Source organism: Nesterenkonia sp. NBAIMH1 (assembly GCF_007922635.1).
Taxonomy (GTDB): domain Bacteria; phylum Actinomycetota; class Actinomycetes; order Actinomycetales; family Micrococcaceae; genus Nesterenkonia; species Nesterenkonia pannonica.
Genome location: NZ_CP042335.1, coordinates 1,589,730 through 1,608,734 on the forward strand (window position 1 = coordinate 1,589,730; position 19,005 = coordinate 1,608,734).

The window sequence follows — 19,005 nt, forward strand, 5'->3', positions numbered from 1 at the left end:
CCGATGATCGACGTCGTCGAAGCCACCATCCCCCAGCTGCGCGCCGCCCTGGAGGACGGGAGCACGACCTCCGAAGAGCTTGTGGGCGCCTACCTGCGCCGCATCGATGCCTACGACCAGCAGGGACCCTGCCTGAACGCTGTGGTGGTCCGAAACACGGAGGCGCTGGCCGAAGCCCGAGCCTCCGACCGGCGCCGCGCCGAAGGGGGCCCTCTCGGGCCGCTGGAAGGAATCCCGTACACCGCGAAGGACAGCTACAAGGTCCGAGGCATGACCGTCGCGGCGGGGTCCCCGGCGTTCAAAGACCTGGTCGCTCAGCAGGACGCCTTCACCATCGAGCGGCTTCGCGGGGCCGGAGCGGTCCTCCTGGGCCTGACGAACATGCCTCCCATGGCGAACGGAGGGATGCAGAGGGGCCTCTACGGCCGAGCCGAGAGTCCCTACAGCGCCGACTATCTCGCCGCCGCCTTCGCGTCCGGTTCCTCAAACGGGTCGGGAACGGCCACGGCGGCGAGCTTCGCAGCGTTCGGGCTGGGGGAGGAGACATGGTCCTCGGGCAGGGCGCCCGCCTCCAACAGCGGGCTCTGCGCCTACACGCCCTCACGCGGAGTGATCTCCGTGCGGGGCAACTGGCCGCTGGTCCCCACTATGGACGTGGTAGTCCCGCACACGCGGACGATGACCGACATGCTTGAGGTGCTCGACGTCATCGTCGCCGACGACCACGACACCCGCGGAGACTTCTGGCGCACCCAGCCCTGGATCGCACTGCCCAAGGCTTCGGACGTCAGGCCCCGCAGCCATCGTGAGTTGGACTGCCCTTCCGAAGAGCGCGCCCACGGAACCCTCAGCGGTCTGCGCATCGCGGCGCCTGGAATGTACATCGGTGAGGACCATGAGGCGGGCAGCGGCGAAAGCCCCGGCATCGGAGGGCCCACCGGCCAGCCGATCCGCGTGCGGGACAGCATCCTGCAGCTGTGGCGGGAGGCCGAGGCGGATCTCGTGGGCGCCGGAGCACGTGTGGAGGTCACCGACTTTCCCGCCGTGAGCCGCTACGAAGGGGACCGCGCGGGTGCTCCGACAGTCTTCAGCCGAGGACTCGTCGACCCCGACTACCTGAAGCTCGAGGTCAACGAACTGGCCGCATGGGCGTGGGAGGACTTCCTTCAGGCCAACGGCGACCCCGCGCTGAGCAGCCTCACACAGGTTCGAGGCGAAGACATCTTCCCGCACCCGGACGGCGCACTGCCCGACAGGTACGACGGCTTCGACGACGACATCAGCACATACCCGGATCTCATTCAAAGGACAGGCGCTCCGACGCTCGAGTCCCTGCCCGGAGTCGAGCACGGACTGCGGGGGCTGGAGGAGACGCGCCGCGTCGACCTTGAGGACTGGATGGACCGGAACGGGTTCGACGTGGTGGCCTTCCCCGCCGCGGCAGACGTGGGACCCGCGGATGCCGACACGGAGCCCGCCGCAGCCGATGCCGCGTGGAGGAACGGCGTGTGGGTGGCGAACGGCAACCTCGTGCCCCGTCACCTGGGGATCCCCACCGTCACCGTGCCTATGGGCACGACGGATGACACCGGCATGCCCGTCGGGCTTACGTTCGCGTCCCGGGCGTACGACGACCAGACCCTGCTGCGCATCGCCGCCGCCTTCGAACGGCTGCGTCCGCGGCGCACCGAACCGGCCCGGACCCCGCGCCTGACCACCTCCTCCGACCACCCCGAGAGAGCAGACCATGAGTGACCTGATCATCCGCAGCGCGCACATCCGAACAATGGCCCACGACGCCGACGCGCACACACGCCCGACGGCCGCAGCAGTCGTCGACGGTCGGATCGCCTGGCTCGGCACCGACGAGGACGCCGCGGCCTGGACCGGCCCCCGCACCCACGTCATCGACGCGCAGGGCGCCACGCTGACCCCTGGGCTCATCGATTCGCACATGCACCCTGTCGGCGGCATCGAAATGACCCAGGGCGCGGATCTTGGGGGCCTCGTCACGCTGGCCCAGGTGCGGTCGGCCCTGGCCGAGCACGCCCGGACCCTTGAGGCCGGGGACTGGCTCCGCGGATGGAACCTGGACTACAAAGCATTCGAAGGCGGGGAGATCCGCGGGGACCTCTTCGAGGACGCGGCCCAGGGACGCCCGCTCCTGCTGCTGCTCTTCGACGTGCACACCTCCGTGGCGAACGAGGCGGCTCTCGAGGCGGCGGGCGTCGACGGGTCCGAGACCTTCGACGATGCCAGCGAGATCGTCGTGGACGAGTATGGCCGTCCCACCGGCAAGCTGCAGGAGATGCCGGCGTTCCATCGCGTGCTCAGGGGGGCGCCCGGCCTGCACCCTGCTGAAGCAGCTCATGAGGTGCAGCGAATCCTCAGTGAGGCTGCCGCCGCCGGGGTCACCGGAACCACGGTGCTCGACGGCCGAGACTGGACGGTGGACGTGATCCGGGCCGCCGAGGCCCTGCCCGGCGGACTGCCCGTCCGGCTGGACGTCGCGATGTGGCATGAGCCCGGCGACGGGGACGACCTGGTGGCCCATCGGGTAGGGATGCTCGGCGTCGGCGGTGACCGGTGGAGAGTCCGGATGATCAAAATGTTCCTCGACGGGGTCATCGACGCGGGCACCGCATGGCTGCACCAGCCCGACGCTCAGGGGGACTCCACGGGTCCGTTCTGGAAGTCCCTGGACCGATTCGCGGAGGTCTGCCGCAGCTATCACGACGCCGGGTTCCAGCTCACCACGCATTCCTGCGGCGATGCCGGGGTCGCCCACGCAGCCCGGGTCTACGAGGGCCTCTCGGACTTCGTCGCCGGCCCTGCGCGGATCGAGCACCTGGAGACGCTCACCGACGACGACGTCGCTCTGCTGTCCAGGACCGGGACCGTCGCCTCCATGCAGCCCCTCCATATGCAGTGGAGGGAACCGGGCAACGTCGATTCCTGGGGCGCGCGGCTGGGCGATGAGCGAGCGTCGAACAGCTGGCGCACACGTGACATCCTCCAGGCCGGCGGGCGCCTCGCCCTGGGCTCCGACTGGCCGGTCGCCAGTCTCGACGCTCGTCTCGGCATGGCATGGGCCCGTCTGCGGCGGGAGCCCGGGAACCCTTCCGCTCCGGTGTTCGAGTCCGAGCAGCGGCTGACGGGCGAGGAGGCTCTGCTGGGCTATACCCGCTGGGCCGCCGAGGCGCTGGGGGATGGCCATCGAGGCGTCATTCGGCCCGGAGCGACGGCTGACCTGACGCTCTGGGCGGAGGACCCGGTCACCGCCGACGCGGACGAGCTGACACAGATCTCCGTGCTGATGACCACGATTGACGGCAAGATTGTCCACAACGACCCACTTGTGAAAGGTGCTGCACGATGACGTCCTACCAGTCGAAGAACCCGGCCACCGGAGAGATCCTCGAAACGTACCCTGCGGCGACGGACGCTGAGGTGGAGGCGGCTGTGGCGGCCGCCGCCGATGCGTACCGTTCATGGAGCAGCGAGACCATCGAGCGGCGCGGCGAGATCGTGGCCCGCATCGGCCAGCTCTTCGCCGAGCGCGCCGATGAGCTGGCCGAGATCGCGACCACAGAGATGGGCAAGCCCGTTGCGGAGTCGAAGGCGGAGGCTGAGTTCTCCGGGGAGATCTTCGGATACTTCGCCCAGGAGGGCCCGCAGCTCAGCGCCGACCAGGAGATCAAGACATTCTCCGGCGGGCGCGCAGTCATTCAGCGGCTGCCCATCGGCCCGCTGCTGGGCATCATGCCCTGGAACTTCCCCTACTACCAGGTGGCTCGATTCGTCGCCCCGAACCTGATGCTGGGCAACACCGTCCTGCTGAAGCATGCAGAGAGCTGCCCGCGCTCGGCCTTGGCCATCGCCTCCATCCTCCAGGACGCCGGTGTGCCGGAGGGCGTCTATGCGAACCTGTTCGTCACCCATGAGCAGTCGAGCCGGATCATCGCAGACCCGCGGATCCAGGGAGTCTCGCTGACCGGTTCGGAGCGCGCCGGCGCGGCGGTGGGCGAGCTGGCCGGCCGTCACCTCAAGAAGGCAGTCCTGGAGCTCGGCGGGTCCGACCCGTACATCATCCTCGACGCTGAGAATGTTGCCGAGGCCGCGGAGACCGCCTGGGCATGGCGTCTGGAGAACACCGGCCAGGCCTGCAACTCCAACAAGCGGATGATCGTCCACGAGGACATCTACGAGCCTTTCGTCCATGAGCTGGTGGCACGCGTCTCCGCCCTGCAGCCGGGCGACCCGATGAAGGGCGAGCCGGGCACCTACACGCCTCTCTCATCCCGTGCCGCAGGCGAGCAGCTGGCCGAACAGGTGCAGGACGCCGTCAGCAAGGGTGCGACGCTGCACACCGGCGGAGAGCTGCTCGAGGAGCCGGGATCCTATTTCGCCCCCGCCGTCCTCACCGGAATCACCCCGGAGATGCGCGCCTATCACGAGGAGCTCTTCGGCCCGGTGGCCGTGGTCTACTCGGTGGGCGACGACGCTGAGGCTGTTCGTCTGGCCAATGACTCTCCCTACGGACTCGGCGGGTCGGTCTTCTCCGCCGACGAGGCGCGTGCCTCTGCGGTCGCCTCGCAGCTGGAGGTGGGAATGGCCAACGTGAACATCCCCGCCGCCGAAGGCGCGGAGCTTCCGTTCGGGGGAGTGAAGCGCTCCGGCTACGGCCGTGAGCTCGGCCCTCTGGGCATGGAGGAGTTCGTGAACAAGAGGCTCTTCTACATCGCCGACTGAGGCGTCCGGCCCCGGCCCGCCTTCGGAGTCACACGATCAGGGCAGATCCGTCTGCTCGGGGATCGCTCGCGGCTCGGAAGGCGGGCCGATCGCTGTGCCGGGTGACTTCGATGACGTTGGAGTGCCCCAGCGATTCGTGCCGAGGCGCCACGGTCCTCAGATCGAATGAGGCGCCCAAGGCCCTGCTCGCCGCTTCGGGCACATCGGCTTCTGCCGTCGCTGTGCGGAGGGTGTCACCGTCGCTCTGGGCGCCGATGACCCAGCGCGGCAGGCTGACCGCCTCCAAGGGGGATGCCCCGCGAAGAAGGTTCAGCAGCAGGTGAGTGTGGATCTGGGGCTGAGCCTGACCCCCCATGGTGGCGCACACCCATTTCAGCTCGCCGTGCTCCTCAGCCAGCACGGGCATCAGCGTGTGCGGAGGGCGGGCTCCTGGTGTCAGGGCTGCAGGGTGGTCCGGATCGAGGGAGAAGGCAGTGCCTCGGTTCTGGAAGAGGATTCCGGTGGTGGGCTCCAGCACCGCGGAGCCGAACGCGTGGTACACCGACTGCACCAGTGACACGGCCCAGCCGTCCGAACTGGCGGCGCTCAGGCCGACCGTGTCCCCAGCGGCCGGTGAGGAACCGCCATCAGGGGCATCCGGCGCCGGCATGGTGAGGAGCTCCTCTGGTGCGACGGGAAGCGTCGCGGGGTCGCTGAGATATTCGGCGCGCAGGGAATTGGCGTCGTAGAACTGCTTCGCGATCGAGCAAGCCTCGGCCCCCAAGGGATCCGCAGGCTCTTGAGCCTCAAGGTGCAGGAGGGTTCTGAGCAGCGCAAAGCCCTGAGTGTTCGGACCCCCGGTGTGGACTCTCAGGCCCATGACCTCGGCGCTCATGGAAGGCCCTGATGTCGGGGCGTAGGAGGCGAGGTCCTCCGGGGCGATCCCGCTGCCGAGCCGCTGCAGCCCCTGGACCCAGCGCCGAGCAGTCTCGCCGGTGTAGAACTCCTCCGGTCCGTGCTCGGCGAGTCGGCTCAGCGTCTGTGCGAGCGCGGGCTGCCGGAGGGGCTCGCCCTCCTGAAGCGGGGCACCCTCCGGCAGGAAGATCTCCGCTGCGCCCTCGTCCTGCGCCAGAACCTGCTGGTGCTCGCGGATGGCCCGGGAGACCGACAGGGCCGTGGGGACGCCCTCCCGCGCGTAGGAGACGGCCGATTCCAGGCGCCGGCTCCAGGTGAGATTCCCTCCGGTGTCGGCGAGGGCCGCCCACCCCCTGGGCCCGCCCGGCACGGTGATGGTGTCGATGCCGCGCAGAGGCAGGGCATCCCCATGGGCCGCGCGCATGGACTCCAGCGATGCGGCCCGAGCGGCCGGTCCTGTCGCGTTGATGAAGGTGACCTTTCCCTCCGGCGAGCGCACGAGCGCGACGAGGTCTCCTCCGAGGGCGACGTTGTTCGGGTAGACCACGCAGAGCGCCGCGGCGGCAGCGATGGCGGCGTCCACTGCGCTGCCGCCCTCCCTGAGTGCTCGCGCGCCTGCCTCGGTGGCCAGGTGGTGGGATGTCGCGATGGATCCGCTCACGTCGTCCTGGGGGTGCGTCGTCATTTCTCTCCCTGAAGTTACCGGTATAAGAACTTTATATTCTCAACATGTTAAATCTTTGTAACGCGCAGATTCTGGCTTGCTCTCATGCGTACGGACCGACTATACAAGTAAATGAAAAGCATTCATATAGTCACTCGGCATGCTGAAGGGGAAAACCATGCTTCATCGTTCAATGCGCTACCGCAAGCTCTCTGCCACCACGGCTCTCGTCGCCGGAGCGGCTCTGCTGTCCGCCTGCGGAGGAGGTGCCGAGAGCACCGAAGAGGCGTCCGGCGGTCTTGACCTCGTGCAGGACGGCCAGCTCACCGTGTGCGCCACATTTACGATTCCTCCGAACATTTTCCAGAACGAGGAGGGTGAAGAGATTGGTGCAGAAGTTGATATCGCAGAGGCAGTAGCTACGAATATGGATTTGGAACTGGGCTTCAGAGAGTATGACTTCTCTGGGCTCGTCACTTCCCTCCAGGGCCAGCAGTGCGATGCGATTATGTCGTCGCTCTACATCACCGAGGAGCGGGAGGAGATCGCCGAGTTCGTGCCGTACCTGCTCTCCGGTTCAGCCGTCGCTGTGCCGGAGAGCAATCCTGCGGATGTGAGCGGCTATGACGAGAGCCTCTGCGGCACTCGTGCCATCGCCATCACTGGCGCTACAGGCGCCTCCCTGCTGGAGGAGCAGTCCGAAGAGTGTGAGGCGGACGGCGAGGAGCCGATCGCGATCACTCTCACCGACCGTTCTGCGGACGCTCTGCAGTCGATCATGGCAGAGCAGCAGGACGCCTTCGTGGACACCTCAGAAATCGTCTCCTACTACGAGAACGAGAGCGACGGTGACTTCCAGATGATCGGTGAGCCCTTCGGAGAGATCGAGATCGGGGCAGCCACCCTGCGCGAGAACGAGGAGCTTCACGAGGCCATGCAGGCCGCGTTCGACGAGATCGTCGAAGACGGCACGTATGAGGACATCCTCAGCGAGTGGGGCTTCGAGCGCCAGGACATCCGGAACGCATGAATTTCGACTGGGGCTTCTTCTGGGGCGCGCTTTTCACCCCCAGCGATCGGTTTCTGGATGGGCTCACGCTCACGATTGTGATCTCAGCGGTGGCCATGGTGTGCGCCTTCGTGCTGGGCCTGGTGGTCGCACTCATGGGCAGGAGCAGCTTCCTGCCGTTCACGATTCTCGCCAGCCTGTATATCTGGGTGGTCCGCGGGACGCCGCTGCTGGTGCAGCTGGTCATCATCTATACGGGCCTCGCGGCCGCTGGACTGTATCGATTCGAGGATGCTGACTTTGCCGGAATCGTGATCCAGGGTGCTGTGCAGGCGGCGATCATCGGGCTTGCGCTGAACGAAAGCGCCTATGTGGCCGAGATCGTGCGCTCAGGGCTCGAATCGGTCGAGCGCGGGCAGCATGAGGCTGCGCTCTCGCTGGGCATGACGCCCGGCGGGGCTATGCGGCGAGTGATTGTGCCTCAGGCCATCCGGATCATGGTGCCCCCACTGGGGAACTCCTTCAATCAGCTGATGAAGCAGACCTCGATCCTGTCGATCATCGGGGTCTCTGAGATGTTCCAGGTGGGAACCATCATCAGCTCGGCCTCCTTCCGGGTCTTCGAGATCTACATCGTGGTGGCGATCTACTACCTGCTGCTGACCACCATCTGGACCATCATCCAGGCGAAGATCGAGAACGTGCTGAATGCTCGAGCGGGACTGCCGAAGGCAGAGCCCATCTACAAGAGGCTCTTCGGGGTGCGTCCGAAGCGCATGACGAAGCTAGAGATGCAGCAGCAGCTGACAGCGGCGAAGGGCTGAGGGAGCAACTCATGATCAACGAATCGCAGTCCGGGAACGCATCTGTCCCGATCGTCGAGACCCACGAGGTGTACAAGGCATTCGGCCAGAAGGCCATCCTTGGAGGCATCTCCCTGGAGGTCCATCGCGGGGAGGTCGTCGTGCTGGTGGGAGCCTCCGGTGCGGGCAAGACCACGTTCCTGCGCACGCTGAATATGCTCGAGCCCATCGACGACGGTGAGATCCTCATCGGCGGGGAGCGCATCGGGCAGCGGGTGACTCCAGCGGGCAAGGTGGTGGAGCGCTCGGCGAAGGACCTCGCCCGGCAGAGGGCGAACATCGGGTTTGTCTTCCAGCACTTCAACCTCTTTCCCCACATGACGGTTCTGGAGAACATCTGGCATTCGCCGGTGCATGTGAAGAACGAGCCCAAGGAGAAGGCTGTCGCCCACGCGCGGGAGCTGCTCGACCGGGTCGGTCTCGGGGAATGGGCCGATGCCCGTCCGCGCTCCCTCTCCGGAGGCCAGCAGCAGCGGGTGGCCATCGCGCGCTCCCTGGCTATGCGGCCGGCGCTCATGCTCTTCGACGAGCCGACGAGCGCGCTGGATCCGGAGATGGTCGGCGAGGTCCTCGCCGTGATGAAGGACCTCGCCCGGGAAGGGATGACGATGATCGTCGTCAGCCACGAGATGGGCTTCGCCCAAGAGGTGGCTGACCGGGTGGTGGTGCTGGACGGGGGGCGCATCATTGAGGACGGCCCGCCGGCACAGATCTTCACGGACCCTCAGCATGAGAGGACCAAGCAGTTCCTCTCCAAGGTTCTCTGAGCGTCCCGCTCAGCCTCAGCGCACCCCCCATGTGTAGGTCTGCTTGCGCAGACCCAGGTACATGAACGTCTCCGTGGCGATGACTCCGTCGATGGTGCGTATGCGGCGGGAAATGATGTCGAGGAGGTGCTCATCGTCTTCGCAGACGACCTCGACGAGCAGGTCGAAGGTTCCGGCTGTGATCACGACGTAGTCCACCTCGTCATATGCCTCGAGCACCTCGGCCACCGGCTCCAGCGGCCCCGCGACCTTGATGCCGATCATGGCCTGACGGGGGAAGCCCAGTTCCAGGGGGTTCGTGACAGCGACGATCTGGATGATGCCCTGGTCGGTGAGTCTCTGGACTCGCTGCCGCACGGCAGCTTCGGAGAGGCCGACGTCCTTGCCTATGGACGAGTAGGAGCGCCTGCCGTCCTGCTGGAGGTGCTCGATGATCCTCTTTGAGGTCTCATCCAGTTCGACCGCAGTCGCCTTCTGCTTAGCCATGGCTGAGAGTCTTTCACGCTGGAGCCGCACCGGCGGCGGGTCAGGCGGACTCTGTCAGATCGAGGGTCGGTGTGGGGCGACGCAGACCGCGCGTGAGGAACAGCAGCCACACGAAGCCGATCGTCACCCATCCGAGCCCGACCGCAAACGTTTCGGCGGTCAGTGAGGTCCACAGCCAGAGGCAGAGGCCCACGCCGATGACAGGCAGCGCGACGTACTTCACTGCGTCGTAGCCCCTGTACCGGCGCTGATTGATGGCGTAGTGCTTCAGCACGCTGAGATTCACGAAGCTGAAGGCGATCAGGGCGCCGAAGCTGATCATGGAGGAGGCCAGCTCCAGCGGGAAGATCAGTGCCAGCAGGGAGACGCCGCCGACGATGAGCGCGGCCGCATACGGTGTGCGGAAGCGCTGGTGCAGCACGGCGAAGACCCCGCGCGGAAGGACCCCGTCCCTTCCCATGGTGAAGAGGATGCGAGAGACCGATACCTGCGATGCCGTGGCGGAGGCGATCGCCCCGGCCACGTAGGCCGCGGTGAAGAAGGCGGCGAGGAATGGTCCGCCGGCCTGCGTCATCACGTCGACGGCAGCCGTATCGGCGTCGGTGAACGAGCCGTAGTCGGGGAAGACCATGTGGCCCAGCCACGAGATGAACACGAAGATCGCCCCGGCGGACAGGGTGCAGATCACGATGGCGCGAGGGATCGTCTTGGTGGGGTTGCGCGTCTCCTCGGAGAGAGTGGAGACGGCGTCGAATCCCAGGAACGACAGGCACAGGATGGCCGCACCGGCAGCGATCGCGGTGAATTCGAAGTCGGCGTTGCGGAACGGCTCAAGGGGGCTGATCGGCTCGGCGTAGCCGGAGACGGCTGCGAAGCTCATCACAGCGAACACGACGATGAAGACAGCCTGAATGCCGACCAGGGCACTGTTGAGCCCGGCGGCAACCTTGATGCCCAGCACGTTCATCGCGGTGACCAGCACGATGGTCACGATGATGATCAGCCACACAGGCAGCTGCGGAAGCGCGGCGTTGAGGTAGAGCCCAATGACCATGAAATTGATCATCGGAAGGAAGAGGTAGTCGAGCAGCAGGGCCCACCCGGCCATGAAGCCGATGCCGGAGCCGAAGGACTGCTGGGTGTAGGTGTAGGCGGAGCCGGCGATCGGAAACGCCTTCACCATGTTGGCGTAGGCCAGCGCGGTCACGATCATGGCGGCCAGCGTGAAGACATAGGCCAGGGGAAGGTGCCCGGCTGTGATCTCGGTGACGATGCCGTAGGTGGTGAACACGGTCAGCGGCACCATGTAGGCCAGGCCGAAGAACACCGCCGACGGCAGGCCCAGGGTGCGTTTCAGGGTGGTGGTGCTCTGGGGCATCGGTGTCTCTCCTCTGTCGCGGGACTGCGAGTGTGTGCTCAGCGTGATCGATGTCACTGAACCGAGAGCCTATGCGCATATTGGCTTCGATACGAGTTGTGAATCGCGCGTTTCACCATCAAATCGTTTCTCGCATGACCTCAATTCTTCGGAATCATGATCCGCTCAGGCAGTCGAGCAGCTGCCCGCAGTACCGGCGGGGCGGTGACGAAGCCCGCATGGCGGATGTTTTCTACCGCCGGTAGAATTCACAGGTGATGTTTCGCCGTCGTGCCCCTCACGCCTCACGCGCCCTGACCGCGGCCGCGCTCTGCGCTGCGTTCGTCGTCACCGCCTGCGGCTCCGAGAACGATGATCTGGCACAGCGGGCCTCCAACGACGGCACCAACTACGTGGCCGGGGACGGCACGGTGGAGGAGTACGCTCCGGAGAGCCGCGGCGAGGCGCTCGCCTTCGAGGCGGAGACCTTCGACGGCGACCAGATCAGCGAGGACACCTTCCAGGGCGAGGTCTCCGTCGTGAACTTCTGGTACGCGAACTGCCCGCCGTGCCGCAAGGAGGCCCCGGACCTCCAGGAGATCAACGAGGACTTCGCCGACGACGGCGTGCAGTTCCTCGGAGTGAACACGCGCGACACCCAGCCCACCGCTGAGGCGTTCGAGCGGAACTTCGGCATCACCTACCCCTCCATCGAGGACCGCGGCGGCTCCGTGATGCTCGCCGTGACCGACTATGTGCCCCCCTCGGCTGTCCCCACAACCCTTGTGGTCGACCGTGAGGGACGCGTCTCCGCCAGGATCATCGGCCTGGTGGACCCCGGAACGCTGCGCGCCCTGATCGACACCGCCCTGGACGAGGGATGAGTCTGAGCCTCCTGCCTGCGCTCGCGGTCTCCAACAACCGGTTCGCCGAGATCATCTTCGACGGCAGCTTTCTGGTGGCAGCCCCCGTGGCGCTCATCGCGGGACTGGTCAGCTTCCTCTCGCCCTGCGTGCTGCCCCTGGTCCCCGGGTATCTCGGCTACGTCACAGGACTCTCCGGCACGGCGCTGACGGATCGGCCCCGGCCGCGCATGGTGGCAGGGTCCGCTCTCTTCGTCCTGGGGTTCAGCATCGTATTCGTGCTCATCGGCGCCGTCTTCACGTATGTCACCACTTGGCTGCGGGTCGAGGGCGGCTGGGTCACCCAGGCCCTCGGCGCGCTGGTGATCCTGATGGGACTGATCTTCATGGGCGCCTTCAGCCTCTTCCAGCGGGAAGCCAAGATTCACCGGCGTCCGCCGGACGGACTGCTGGGCGCACCTCTGCTGGGCGCCACCTTCGGCATCGGGTGGGCCCCCTGCATCGGGCCCACCCTCGCTGCGGTCCTCACCCTCACCTACGGCAGCGAACCCGCACGGGGAGCCCTGCTCGTCTTCATCTACTGCCTGGGCCTCGGCGTCCCATTCATCCTGATCAGCCTGGGCCTGCAGCGCGGCATGCGCGCCCTGGACTTCTTCAAGCGGCACAAAGCCGCCGTGATGCGCACCGGCGGCGGCATACTCATCGCCATCGGAGTGCTGATGGTCACCGGGCTCTGGAACACCTGGGTCTGGGCCCTCCAAGACTGGTTCACCACCGAGATTGTGATGCCCATCTGATGAGCAGAAGATACGACGTCGTGCCCTCCGCCCACCGGGACAACGCCCGTGAGGACGCGATGAACGAAGCATCCGGCGAGCCCCGGCCCCGCCGCCAGGGCGACGCGCCGGCCCTGGGCTTCGTGGGTCTGCTGCGCTGGGCCTGGACCCAGCTGACCAGCATGCGCACAGCCCTGATGCTGCTGCTCCTGCTCGCTGTCGCCGCCGTGCCCGGATCCCTGTTCCCGCAGCGGCTCCAGGACGACTTCGCCGTGCAGACCTGGATCGAGGACAACCCCACGTGGGGCCCCATCCTCGACAGCCTGCAGTTCTTCGACGTCTACAGCAGCTTCTGGTTCAGTGCGATCTACCTGCTGCTGTTCATCAGCCTCATCGGCTGCATCATCCCGCGGGCGCGCAAGCACTGGCAGCAGATGAGGAGTGCGCCGCCGCGGACCCCCAAACGGCTCCAGCGGCTGCCCGAATACGGCGCCCTGGAGCTGGAGGACGACGCCCCGCCCCCCGAGCAGACGCTGCGTGATGCCGCAGGGGTGCTCAGGAAGCGCGGCTACCGCACCGACATCCGGGCGGAGGAGGACGGGACCGGCTCCGTCGGCGCGGAGAAGGGGTACCTCAAAGAGGTCGGCAACATCATCTTCCACGTCTCCCTCGTCGGCGTGCTGATCTGCGTGGCGCTGGGCTCGCTCTTCAGCTACCGCGGCCAGAAGGTCATCGTCGAGGATGAGGGCTTCGTCAACGCGCTCGCCGCCTATGACAACTTCTACCCGGGCGCATGGTTCCAGGAGGGCCAGCTGGACCCCTTCGGCATTCAGCTCAACGGCTTCGACAGGACGTTCGACCGGCAGCTCGATGCTGACGGTGAGCCCAGCGAAGGCTTCGGCAGCGCCATCGACTTCACCGCAGATGTCACCGTGCAGGACGGCGCAGACGCCGAGCCGGAGGAGACCACGCTGCGCGTCAACCACCCCGTGACCCTGGGCGGCGCCAACCTGTACCTGGTCGGCAACGGATACGCCCCGGTGGTCACCGTCCGCGACGGCGAGGGGGAGGTCGCCTTCTCGGGCCCGGTCATCACCCGGCCGGACGACAGCACCTACACCTCGATGATGGTCGTCAAAGCGCCGGATGCGAACCCGGAGCAGCTGGGATTCCAGGGCCTCTTCCTTCCGTCTGCCGTGGACGCCGGCGACGGCATGGCTGTCAGCGTGGACCCGGAGCTCGGCAACCCTGAGCTTCACCTGAACTCCTACTACGGGGATCTCGGCCTCGATGACGGCCTGCCCCAGAACGTCTACGTGCTGGACACCGAAGACCTTGACGTCCTCAACTCCCGCGAAGTCGACGCAGGCGGCGTCGTCCTCTCGCCGGGCGAGGTCCAGGAGCTGCCGGACGGGCTCGGCGAGATCGAGTTCCACGACGTGCAGGACTACATCGCCATAGACATCACCTACAACCCCGGAGAGCTGGGCGTGCTGGCGTTCGCGCTCCTGGCCACCGGAGGCCTGCTGGGCAGCCTTTTCCTGCGCCGCCGGCGAGCCTGGGTGACGGTCGAACGCACAGACGCCGGGCGTACACTGGTTCGCTACGGCCTGCTCTCCCGCGGCGAGGACTTCACACTGCGTGAGGAGAGCATCGCACTGCGCACGCAGCTGGAAGAGAACTGGCCGGTGCGGCCTCCTGACGCTCAGCAGCAGGACAGGCCCAATCCGGCAGACAGCCCCACAGAGACACGAGGCAGCTGACAATGATCACACTCGCTACGGCACCGGCGGATCAGCCCACCATCAATGTGGAGCTGGCCGAATACTCCGAGCTGTTCATGCTCATCGCAGCGTTCATCTATACGCTTGCGTTCATCCTCTTCACCATCGATGCGGCCCGGTCCTCCGCGACCATCCGCCGGGTGGAGGCCGAGCTCGCCGAGGAGCAGGCCGCAGAGCGGCAGGGCAGCCTCGTCGCGGCAGGCGCAGCGACGCCCCCGGCCGAGGCGCAGGACCTGCCGGACAAGTCCGCGATGGACGACGAGCTGGTCGACAACGACATGGCCTACACCGGCGCGCGCCGTCCGCTCGCCAACGCTGCGGTGGCACTGACCGCCGTGGCGCTCGCCGCCCATGCCTTTGCCGTGGCTGCCCGCGGCCTGGCGGCCAACAGGTGGCCGATGGGCAACATGTACGAGTTCCTGGTCTCCACAGCCGTGCTGGTCACAGCGGTGTATCTGGTGACCCTCATTCGGCGCGACCTGCGCTTCCTGGGCACGTTCGTGCTCGGACTGATCGTCACGATGATGATAGTGGCCACCATCGTCTTCCCGACCCCCATCGGCCACGTGCAGCCGGCCCTGCAGTCCCCCTGGATTGCGATCCACGTGTCCCTGGCGTCGATGGCCATCGGACTGTTCGTGATCACCTTTGCGATGAACGTGCTCCAGCTGATCCAGGCCAAGCGCGAGAAGGCCCTGGCAGAGGCGGGCCCCACCGGGGCCGAGCGCACTCTTGCCGGCACCTCGTTCCTGCGGCTGGTTCCCAACGCGTTCTCCCTCGAGAACTGGTCCTACCGGCTCAACGCTGTGGCGTTCGTGTTCTGGACCCTCGGCCCCATGATCACCGGTGCGATCTGGGCCCAGCAGTCATGGGGCAGGTACTGGGGCTGGGACACCAAAGAGATCTGGACGTTCGTCATCTGGGTGGTCTACGCCTGCTATCTGCATGCCCGCGCCACCCGAGGATGGACCGGCACCCGCTCCGCCTGGCTGAGCATCATCGGCTTCGCCTGCATCGTCTTCAACTACGCAGTGGTCAACGTCTACTTCCCAGGCCTGCACTCCTACGCAGGCCTGCCGGAGTGATCCCATGGCCATTGTGAAGTTCTCCCTCGTCCGCCTGGGCGTTTTCCTGGTGGTGTTCTTCGCCGCGTTCTACGCCCTGCCGCTGGAGGCCCTGCCGGGTGCGCTGCTTGCGATGGCGATGGGCCTGATCGTCTCCTATGCAGTGGGATTCCTGTTCTTCAACCGCCTGCGCCTGGCGGCGAGCCGGCAGTTCGGGCGCCGCATGGACGGGCACCGGCCGGAGTCCCGGACAGAGGCCCACGACAACAGCGCCGAGGACGAGCTCGCGGAGCAGTTCCACCGGGAGCAGGACAGCCCCGGCTCCGGGCCTGATCGCTGAGGGGAATATTCGACCGCTCGCTGAGGCTCTGAAGGCCCCCGTGATCTACCCTTGAGGGTATGCCTCGACTGCTGCTCGGACTCGGTGTTGTCGCCCTCGCGCTGACGATCTTCACCCTGATTGAGTCCCTACAGACCCCGCGCCACCGGGTGCGGGTGATGTCCAAGTTCGCCTGGATCGCCGTCATCATCCTCGTCCCGCTGATCGGCCCGCTTCTGTGGCTGTTCTTCGGCAGGATGCGGAAGCAGGGCCCTGAGGCTCAGCAGCAGCGTCCCTCCAGCCCCGACGATGACCCTGAGTTCCTGCGGGGCGTGGAGTTTCGCAGGCGGCAGACGCAGCGTCGCGAGGAAGAGGACCGCAGGCGACGCGAAGAGGAGCGCAGGAAGAAGCAGCGTGACCAGAAGAAGCGCGACGCCGAGGGGGACGCCTCCGGAGGCGAGGCTGATGCGGGCGAGGCCGATTCGGGCACGGCCGCCCCGGACGACGAGCCTCCCGCCCACCCGAATACGTAGACCCAGCGCTCAGGCATCCTTCAGCATTCGGTCAACTGGCACTAAGGGCAGAATGCCATGCTCACGTTCAGCACATGAACAACGCATCTAAGGAGTTGCACCCACTATGGCTGAAGCACTGCTCGCCGGAACCACTCTTGCCGCTGCCGATGGCGGCCTGCTGGGCGGCGTCGGCATCATCGGTCTGATCGTCTTCATCATCGCTGTTGTGATGGTGTGGAAATCAGCGCTCGGCACCGTGCCGAAGGTCCTGCTGACGATTCTGGCCCTCATCTTCCCGGTGATCGGCGGAATCATCGCTATCATCGTCGCAGCGATGAACAAGGCATGACAGCCTGACCAGCATCCCTGACCCACAGGGCATGAGCAGTATGAGAGGAAGGCCCCGGCTGGGACGTGATCCCGCCGGGGTCTTCCTCTGCGCACTGGGCGTTCAGCTCAGGAGGAGCGCCGCAGAGAACGAGGCGGCGAACGCCAGTCCGACGAGGGAGGTCTGCTGCAGGACGGGTATCAGCGCGGGCCCCGTCACCGAGGGGTCAAGAATGCGCCGTCCGGCGGGCAGGCAGCTGATGAGAAGGGCGACGGGAATCAGGAACGCCGCACTGCTCGGGACAAGGGCGAGGGGAAGCAGGAACGGGAGTCCGAGCATGGCGACGTAGGCGCCGCGTGCGCGCCTGTCGCCGATGCGCACCGCCAGCGTCAGCTTCCCCGACTCGCGGTCTGTAGGGACGTCGCGGATGTTGTTGGCCATCAGCAGGGCTGAGGCGATCAGGCCGTGGCCGACGGCTCCGATCCACACCTCGTGCGGGAAGCTGACTGCGGCCCCCTGGGCTGAGGCGGCTTCCACGACGGCGAATGCCGTTCCGGCTGTGGCGACCAGGCCGAAGAAGATGAACACCATGATCTCGCCCAGCCCCATGTAGCCGTAGGGCCTGCTCCCGCCGGTGTACCACCAGGCGGCGAGGATGCACACCACTCCGGCCGCGATGAGCCACCAGTGGCCGGTGAGCAGAACAATGCCCAGACCTGCCGCCCCGGCGACGCCGAAGCTCAGGAAGGCGGCCCGCTTCACCCGGGCAGGCCGCGCCGCGCCGGACCCGGTGAGCCGCAGCGGGCCCACCCGGGCGTCGTCGGTGCCGCGGATTCCGTCCGAGTAGTCGTTGGCGTAGTTCACGCCGACCTGCAGGGCCAGCGAGACGACCAGGGCGAGAAGGGCAGCAGCCCACTGGACGGCATAGATTCCTGCAGCAGGGCTCTCAGGGGAATAGTCTGCCCCTGAGAGCGGAGCCTCGGCGAACCATCCGACCCTGAGCTCCTCGGAGAGGCCTGCTGCTGCTCCGATGAGCACAGGCGCCACCGCCATCGGAAGAGTCCGGGGCCGGGCCCCGGCCGCCCACTGCTTCACTGTCGCCACTGAGCCTCCAACTCGTTGTGATGCCTCGATGCTGGCGGCCTGTGCCGCCCGGGGGAACCCCAAGAGTATGGCGCATTGCCTCCGAACGCGCAGTGGAGGGGATTCAGCCCTCGGGCTGCAGGAGCGTCATCAGCGTCTGACGGTCGGGCTTTCCGTTGGGAAGCTGGGGCAGGGTGCTCACCAGTTCGTAGTGCTTGGGCACCGCGGCGGCGCCGAGCTCTTCACGGACGGCATCGTTGAGGGAAGCGATCGACGGGTGGGTGCGGCTGACGTGGGAGAGGGCGACGGCGGCGCACACCTTCTGGCCCCACTCCGGGTCGGCGACGCCGGCGACGAACGCGTCCGTGACCTGCGGCTGCCGCTGGAGGACCTGTTGGACCTGGGCGGCTGAGACTTTGACCCCGCCCGTGTTGATGACGTCGTCAACCCGGCCCGTGATGCTCAGGGTGTTCTGCCGGATGGCGCCGATGTCGTCGGTGCGGAATCTGCGGGGACCGGGGGTGGGAGAGTCGAACTTCTCGGCGGTGAGGTCCGGGTCGGTGTACCCGAGGGCCACCTGTGGGCCGGAGAGCAGCACTCGGCCCTGATCGTCCGTCTCCATGGTGACGCCCGGCAGGGGGGTCCCGTCGTAGACGCACCCGCCGCATGTCTCGGCCATCCCGTAGGTGCGCACCACGCTGATGCCGAGGTCCTGAGCGCGTTCGAACAGCTCCGGGGAGGTGGGGGCGCCTCCCAGGAGGACTGCGCTGAAGCTGCGCAGCACCTCCAGCAGCTCCTCAGGGCTGTGCTCGTGCTGGCTCGTCATCCTCCGCTGGGGGCCTGCCTCCTCGATGAGTCTCTGCAGCTGGGTGGGAACCAGGGAGACGAAGCGGCGCTCCGCGGTGAGCCGTCCGGCGGCCGAGATGAAGGCGCTGGGATCGGTGGTGCGCTCCAGGAGCGGGACCGGCGCCGTGCCTGCGACCAGTGAGCGGGTAAGGACCGCCAGTCCGGCCACGTAGGAGGGCTGCAGAGTGAGCAGCCACTGTCCATGCCCGCCGAGGGCCTGGGCAGTCATCGCGGCAGAGGCGCGGAGAGCATCGGCCGGAAGGAGGGTCTCTTTGGGGGTGCCGGTGGACCCTGAAGTGCGGACCACGGCAGCGGCACCGTGAGCCGCGGCGTCCCGGCGAGGCATCCACGACGGATGCTGCCCCGGCTGAGACGGAAGGAGCTCGAGGGCCTGGGAGTCATCGTTCAGCGCCTCGTCCACGGCGTGGAGGAGCCGATCTGCCCAACCATTCATGCGACCAGAGTATCCGCACCTCGGCGCGACGCTGTGCGGAGCCTGCGAGCTGCTCGGCTCATCAGAGTCGCACCACTCGCAGGCGTGTGGCGGCGCCCCATACGGGAGCTTATGATGTGGAGTGTTCAGATCGCATCGCTCAGGAGGTGTTTCCACTTCAGTGGAAATTGATCAACGCACG

At 66.7% G+C, this 19,005-nt stretch carries 18 protein-coding genes; 13 read left to right on the top strand and 5 right to left on the bottom strand.

The window, feature by feature from the left end; translation table 11 throughout:
- Positions 1–3: 3 nt before the first annotated feature.
- The 3 genes from FS388_RS07530 to FS388_RS07540 are packed head-to-tail and all read left to right on the top strand — an operon-like array spanning position 4 to position 4,752.
- Complete coding sequence (locus FS388_RS07530; protein ID WP_146340859.1) at positions 4–1,755, top strand: amidase; 1,752 nt, start codon at positions 4–6, stop codon at positions 1,753–1,755.
- Entirely contained in the window at positions 1,748–3,379 is a 1,632-nt protein-coding gene (locus FS388_RS07535; protein ID WP_146340860.1) for an amidohydrolase, read from the top strand. Before FS388_RS07530 ends, FS388_RS07535 begins: the two co-directional genes overlap by 8 nt.
- A complete protein-coding gene (locus FS388_RS07540; protein ID WP_146340861.1) occupies positions 3,376–4,752 on the top strand; it encodes an NAD-dependent succinate-semialdehyde dehydrogenase in 1,377 nt (458 codons plus the stop codon). The genes FS388_RS07535 and FS388_RS07540 overlap by 4 nt, the downstream gene beginning before the upstream one ends.
- A gap of 28 nt (positions 4,753–4,780) precedes the next feature.
- Here the strand turns inward: FS388_RS07540 and FS388_RS07545 are convergent, their stop codons facing one another.
- Entirely contained in the window at positions 4,781–6,331 is a 1,551-nt protein-coding gene (locus tag FS388_RS07545) for a gamma-glutamyltransferase family protein (protein WP_146340862.1), read from the bottom strand.
- A gap of 157 nt (positions 6,332–6,488) precedes the next feature.
- Between FS388_RS07545 and FS388_RS07550 the strand changes: the two genes are divergently transcribed.
- From FS388_RS07550 to FS388_RS07560, 3 genes are read left to right on the top strand one after another with little or no spacing between them, the layout of a single operon-like run.
- Positions 6,489–7,340, top strand: a complete 852-nt coding sequence (locus tag FS388_RS07550) for an ABC transporter substrate-binding protein (RefSeq protein ID WP_168198652.1) — start codon at positions 6,489–6,491, stop codon at positions 7,338–7,340.
- Positions 7,337–8,143 carry an amino acid ABC transporter permease gene (locus FS388_RS07555; protein WP_146340864.1) on the top strand — a complete coding sequence of 269 codons (807 nt, stop codon included), beginning with the start codon at positions 7,337–7,339 and terminating at the stop codon, positions 8,141–8,143. The genes FS388_RS07550 and FS388_RS07555 overlap by 4 nt, the downstream gene beginning before the upstream one ends.
- A gap of 11 nt (positions 8,144–8,154) precedes the next feature.
- The gene (locus FS388_RS07560; protein ID WP_146340865.1) at positions 8,155–8,949 is read left to right on the top strand and encodes an amino acid ABC transporter ATP-binding protein; all 795 of its coding nucleotides are present in this window, start codon (positions 8,155–8,157) and stop codon (positions 8,947–8,949) included.
- Between the two features lie 15 nt (positions 8,950–8,964).
- Here FS388_RS07560 and FS388_RS07565 read toward each other — a convergent pair whose 3' ends face one another.
- Entirely contained in the window at positions 8,965–9,435 is a 471-nt protein-coding gene (locus FS388_RS07565) for an Lrp/AsnC family transcriptional regulator (protein WP_146340866.1), read from the bottom strand.
- A gap of 40 nt (positions 9,436–9,475) precedes the next feature.
- Positions 9,476–10,813: an APC family permease gene (locus FS388_RS07570; protein WP_146340867.1), complete on the bottom strand. Its 1,338-nt coding sequence runs from the start codon at positions 10,811–10,813 to the stop codon at positions 9,476–9,478.
- A 257-nt stretch (positions 10,814–11,070) separates the two neighbouring features.
- Here FS388_RS07570 and FS388_RS07575 point away from each other — a divergent pair, with 257 nt between their 5' ends.
- The 7 genes from FS388_RS07575 (at position 11,071) to FS388_RS07605 (ending at position 16,462) form a co-directional block, all read left to right on the top strand.
- Positions 11,071–11,676 (top strand): TlpA disulfide reductase family protein, encoded by a 606-nt coding sequence (locus FS388_RS07575; RefSeq protein ID WP_146341923.1) that lies wholly within the window; start codon positions 11,071–11,073, stop codon positions 11,674–11,676.
- A complete protein-coding gene (locus tag FS388_RS07580; RefSeq protein WP_146340868.1) occupies positions 11,673–12,452 on the top strand; it encodes a cytochrome c biogenesis CcdA family protein in 780 nt (259 codons plus the stop codon). Before FS388_RS07575 ends, FS388_RS07580 begins: the two co-directional genes overlap by 4 nt.
- A complete protein-coding gene (locus FS388_RS07585; RefSeq protein WP_146340869.1) occupies positions 12,452–14,194 on the top strand; it encodes a cytochrome c biogenesis protein ResB in 1,743 nt (580 codons plus the stop codon). Before FS388_RS07580 ends, FS388_RS07585 begins: the two co-directional genes overlap by 1 nt.
- 2 nt (positions 14,195–14,196) lie before the next feature.
- Positions 14,197–15,300 carry a c-type cytochrome biogenesis protein CcsB gene (gene ccsB, locus FS388_RS07590; protein WP_146340870.1) on the top strand — a complete coding sequence of 368 codons (1,104 nt, stop codon included), beginning with the start codon at positions 14,197–14,199 and terminating at the stop codon, positions 15,298–15,300.
- A gap of 4 nt (positions 15,301–15,304) precedes the next feature.
- Positions 15,305–15,619 (top strand): DUF4229 domain-containing protein, encoded by a 315-nt coding sequence (locus tag FS388_RS07595; protein ID WP_146340871.1) that lies wholly within the window; start codon positions 15,305–15,307, stop codon positions 15,617–15,619.
- Positions 15,620–15,678: 59 nt separating this feature from the next.
- Complete coding sequence (locus FS388_RS07600; protein WP_146340872.1) at positions 15,679–16,131, top strand: PLD nuclease N-terminal domain-containing protein; 453 nt, start codon at positions 15,679–15,681, stop codon at positions 16,129–16,131.
- Positions 16,132–16,237: 106 nt separating this feature from the next.
- Positions 16,238–16,462, top strand: a complete 225-nt coding sequence (locus tag FS388_RS07605) for a hypothetical protein (protein WP_146340873.1) — start codon at positions 16,238–16,240, stop codon at positions 16,460–16,462.
- A 102-nt stretch (positions 16,463–16,564) separates the two neighbouring features.
- Here FS388_RS07605 and FS388_RS07610 read toward each other — a convergent pair whose 3' ends face one another.
- Positions 16,565–17,545: a 1,4-dihydroxy-2-naphthoate polyprenyltransferase gene (locus tag FS388_RS07610; RefSeq protein ID WP_146340874.1), complete on the bottom strand. Its 981-nt coding sequence runs from the start codon at positions 17,543–17,545 to the stop codon at positions 16,565–16,567.
- A 103-nt stretch (positions 17,546–17,648) separates the two neighbouring features.
- The gene (locus FS388_RS07615) at positions 17,649–18,824 is read right to left on the bottom strand and encodes an AMP-binding protein (protein ID WP_146340875.1); all 1,176 of its coding nucleotides are present in this window, start codon (positions 18,822–18,824) and stop codon (positions 17,649–17,651) included.
- Between the last annotated feature and the right edge of the window lie 181 nt (positions 18,825–19,005).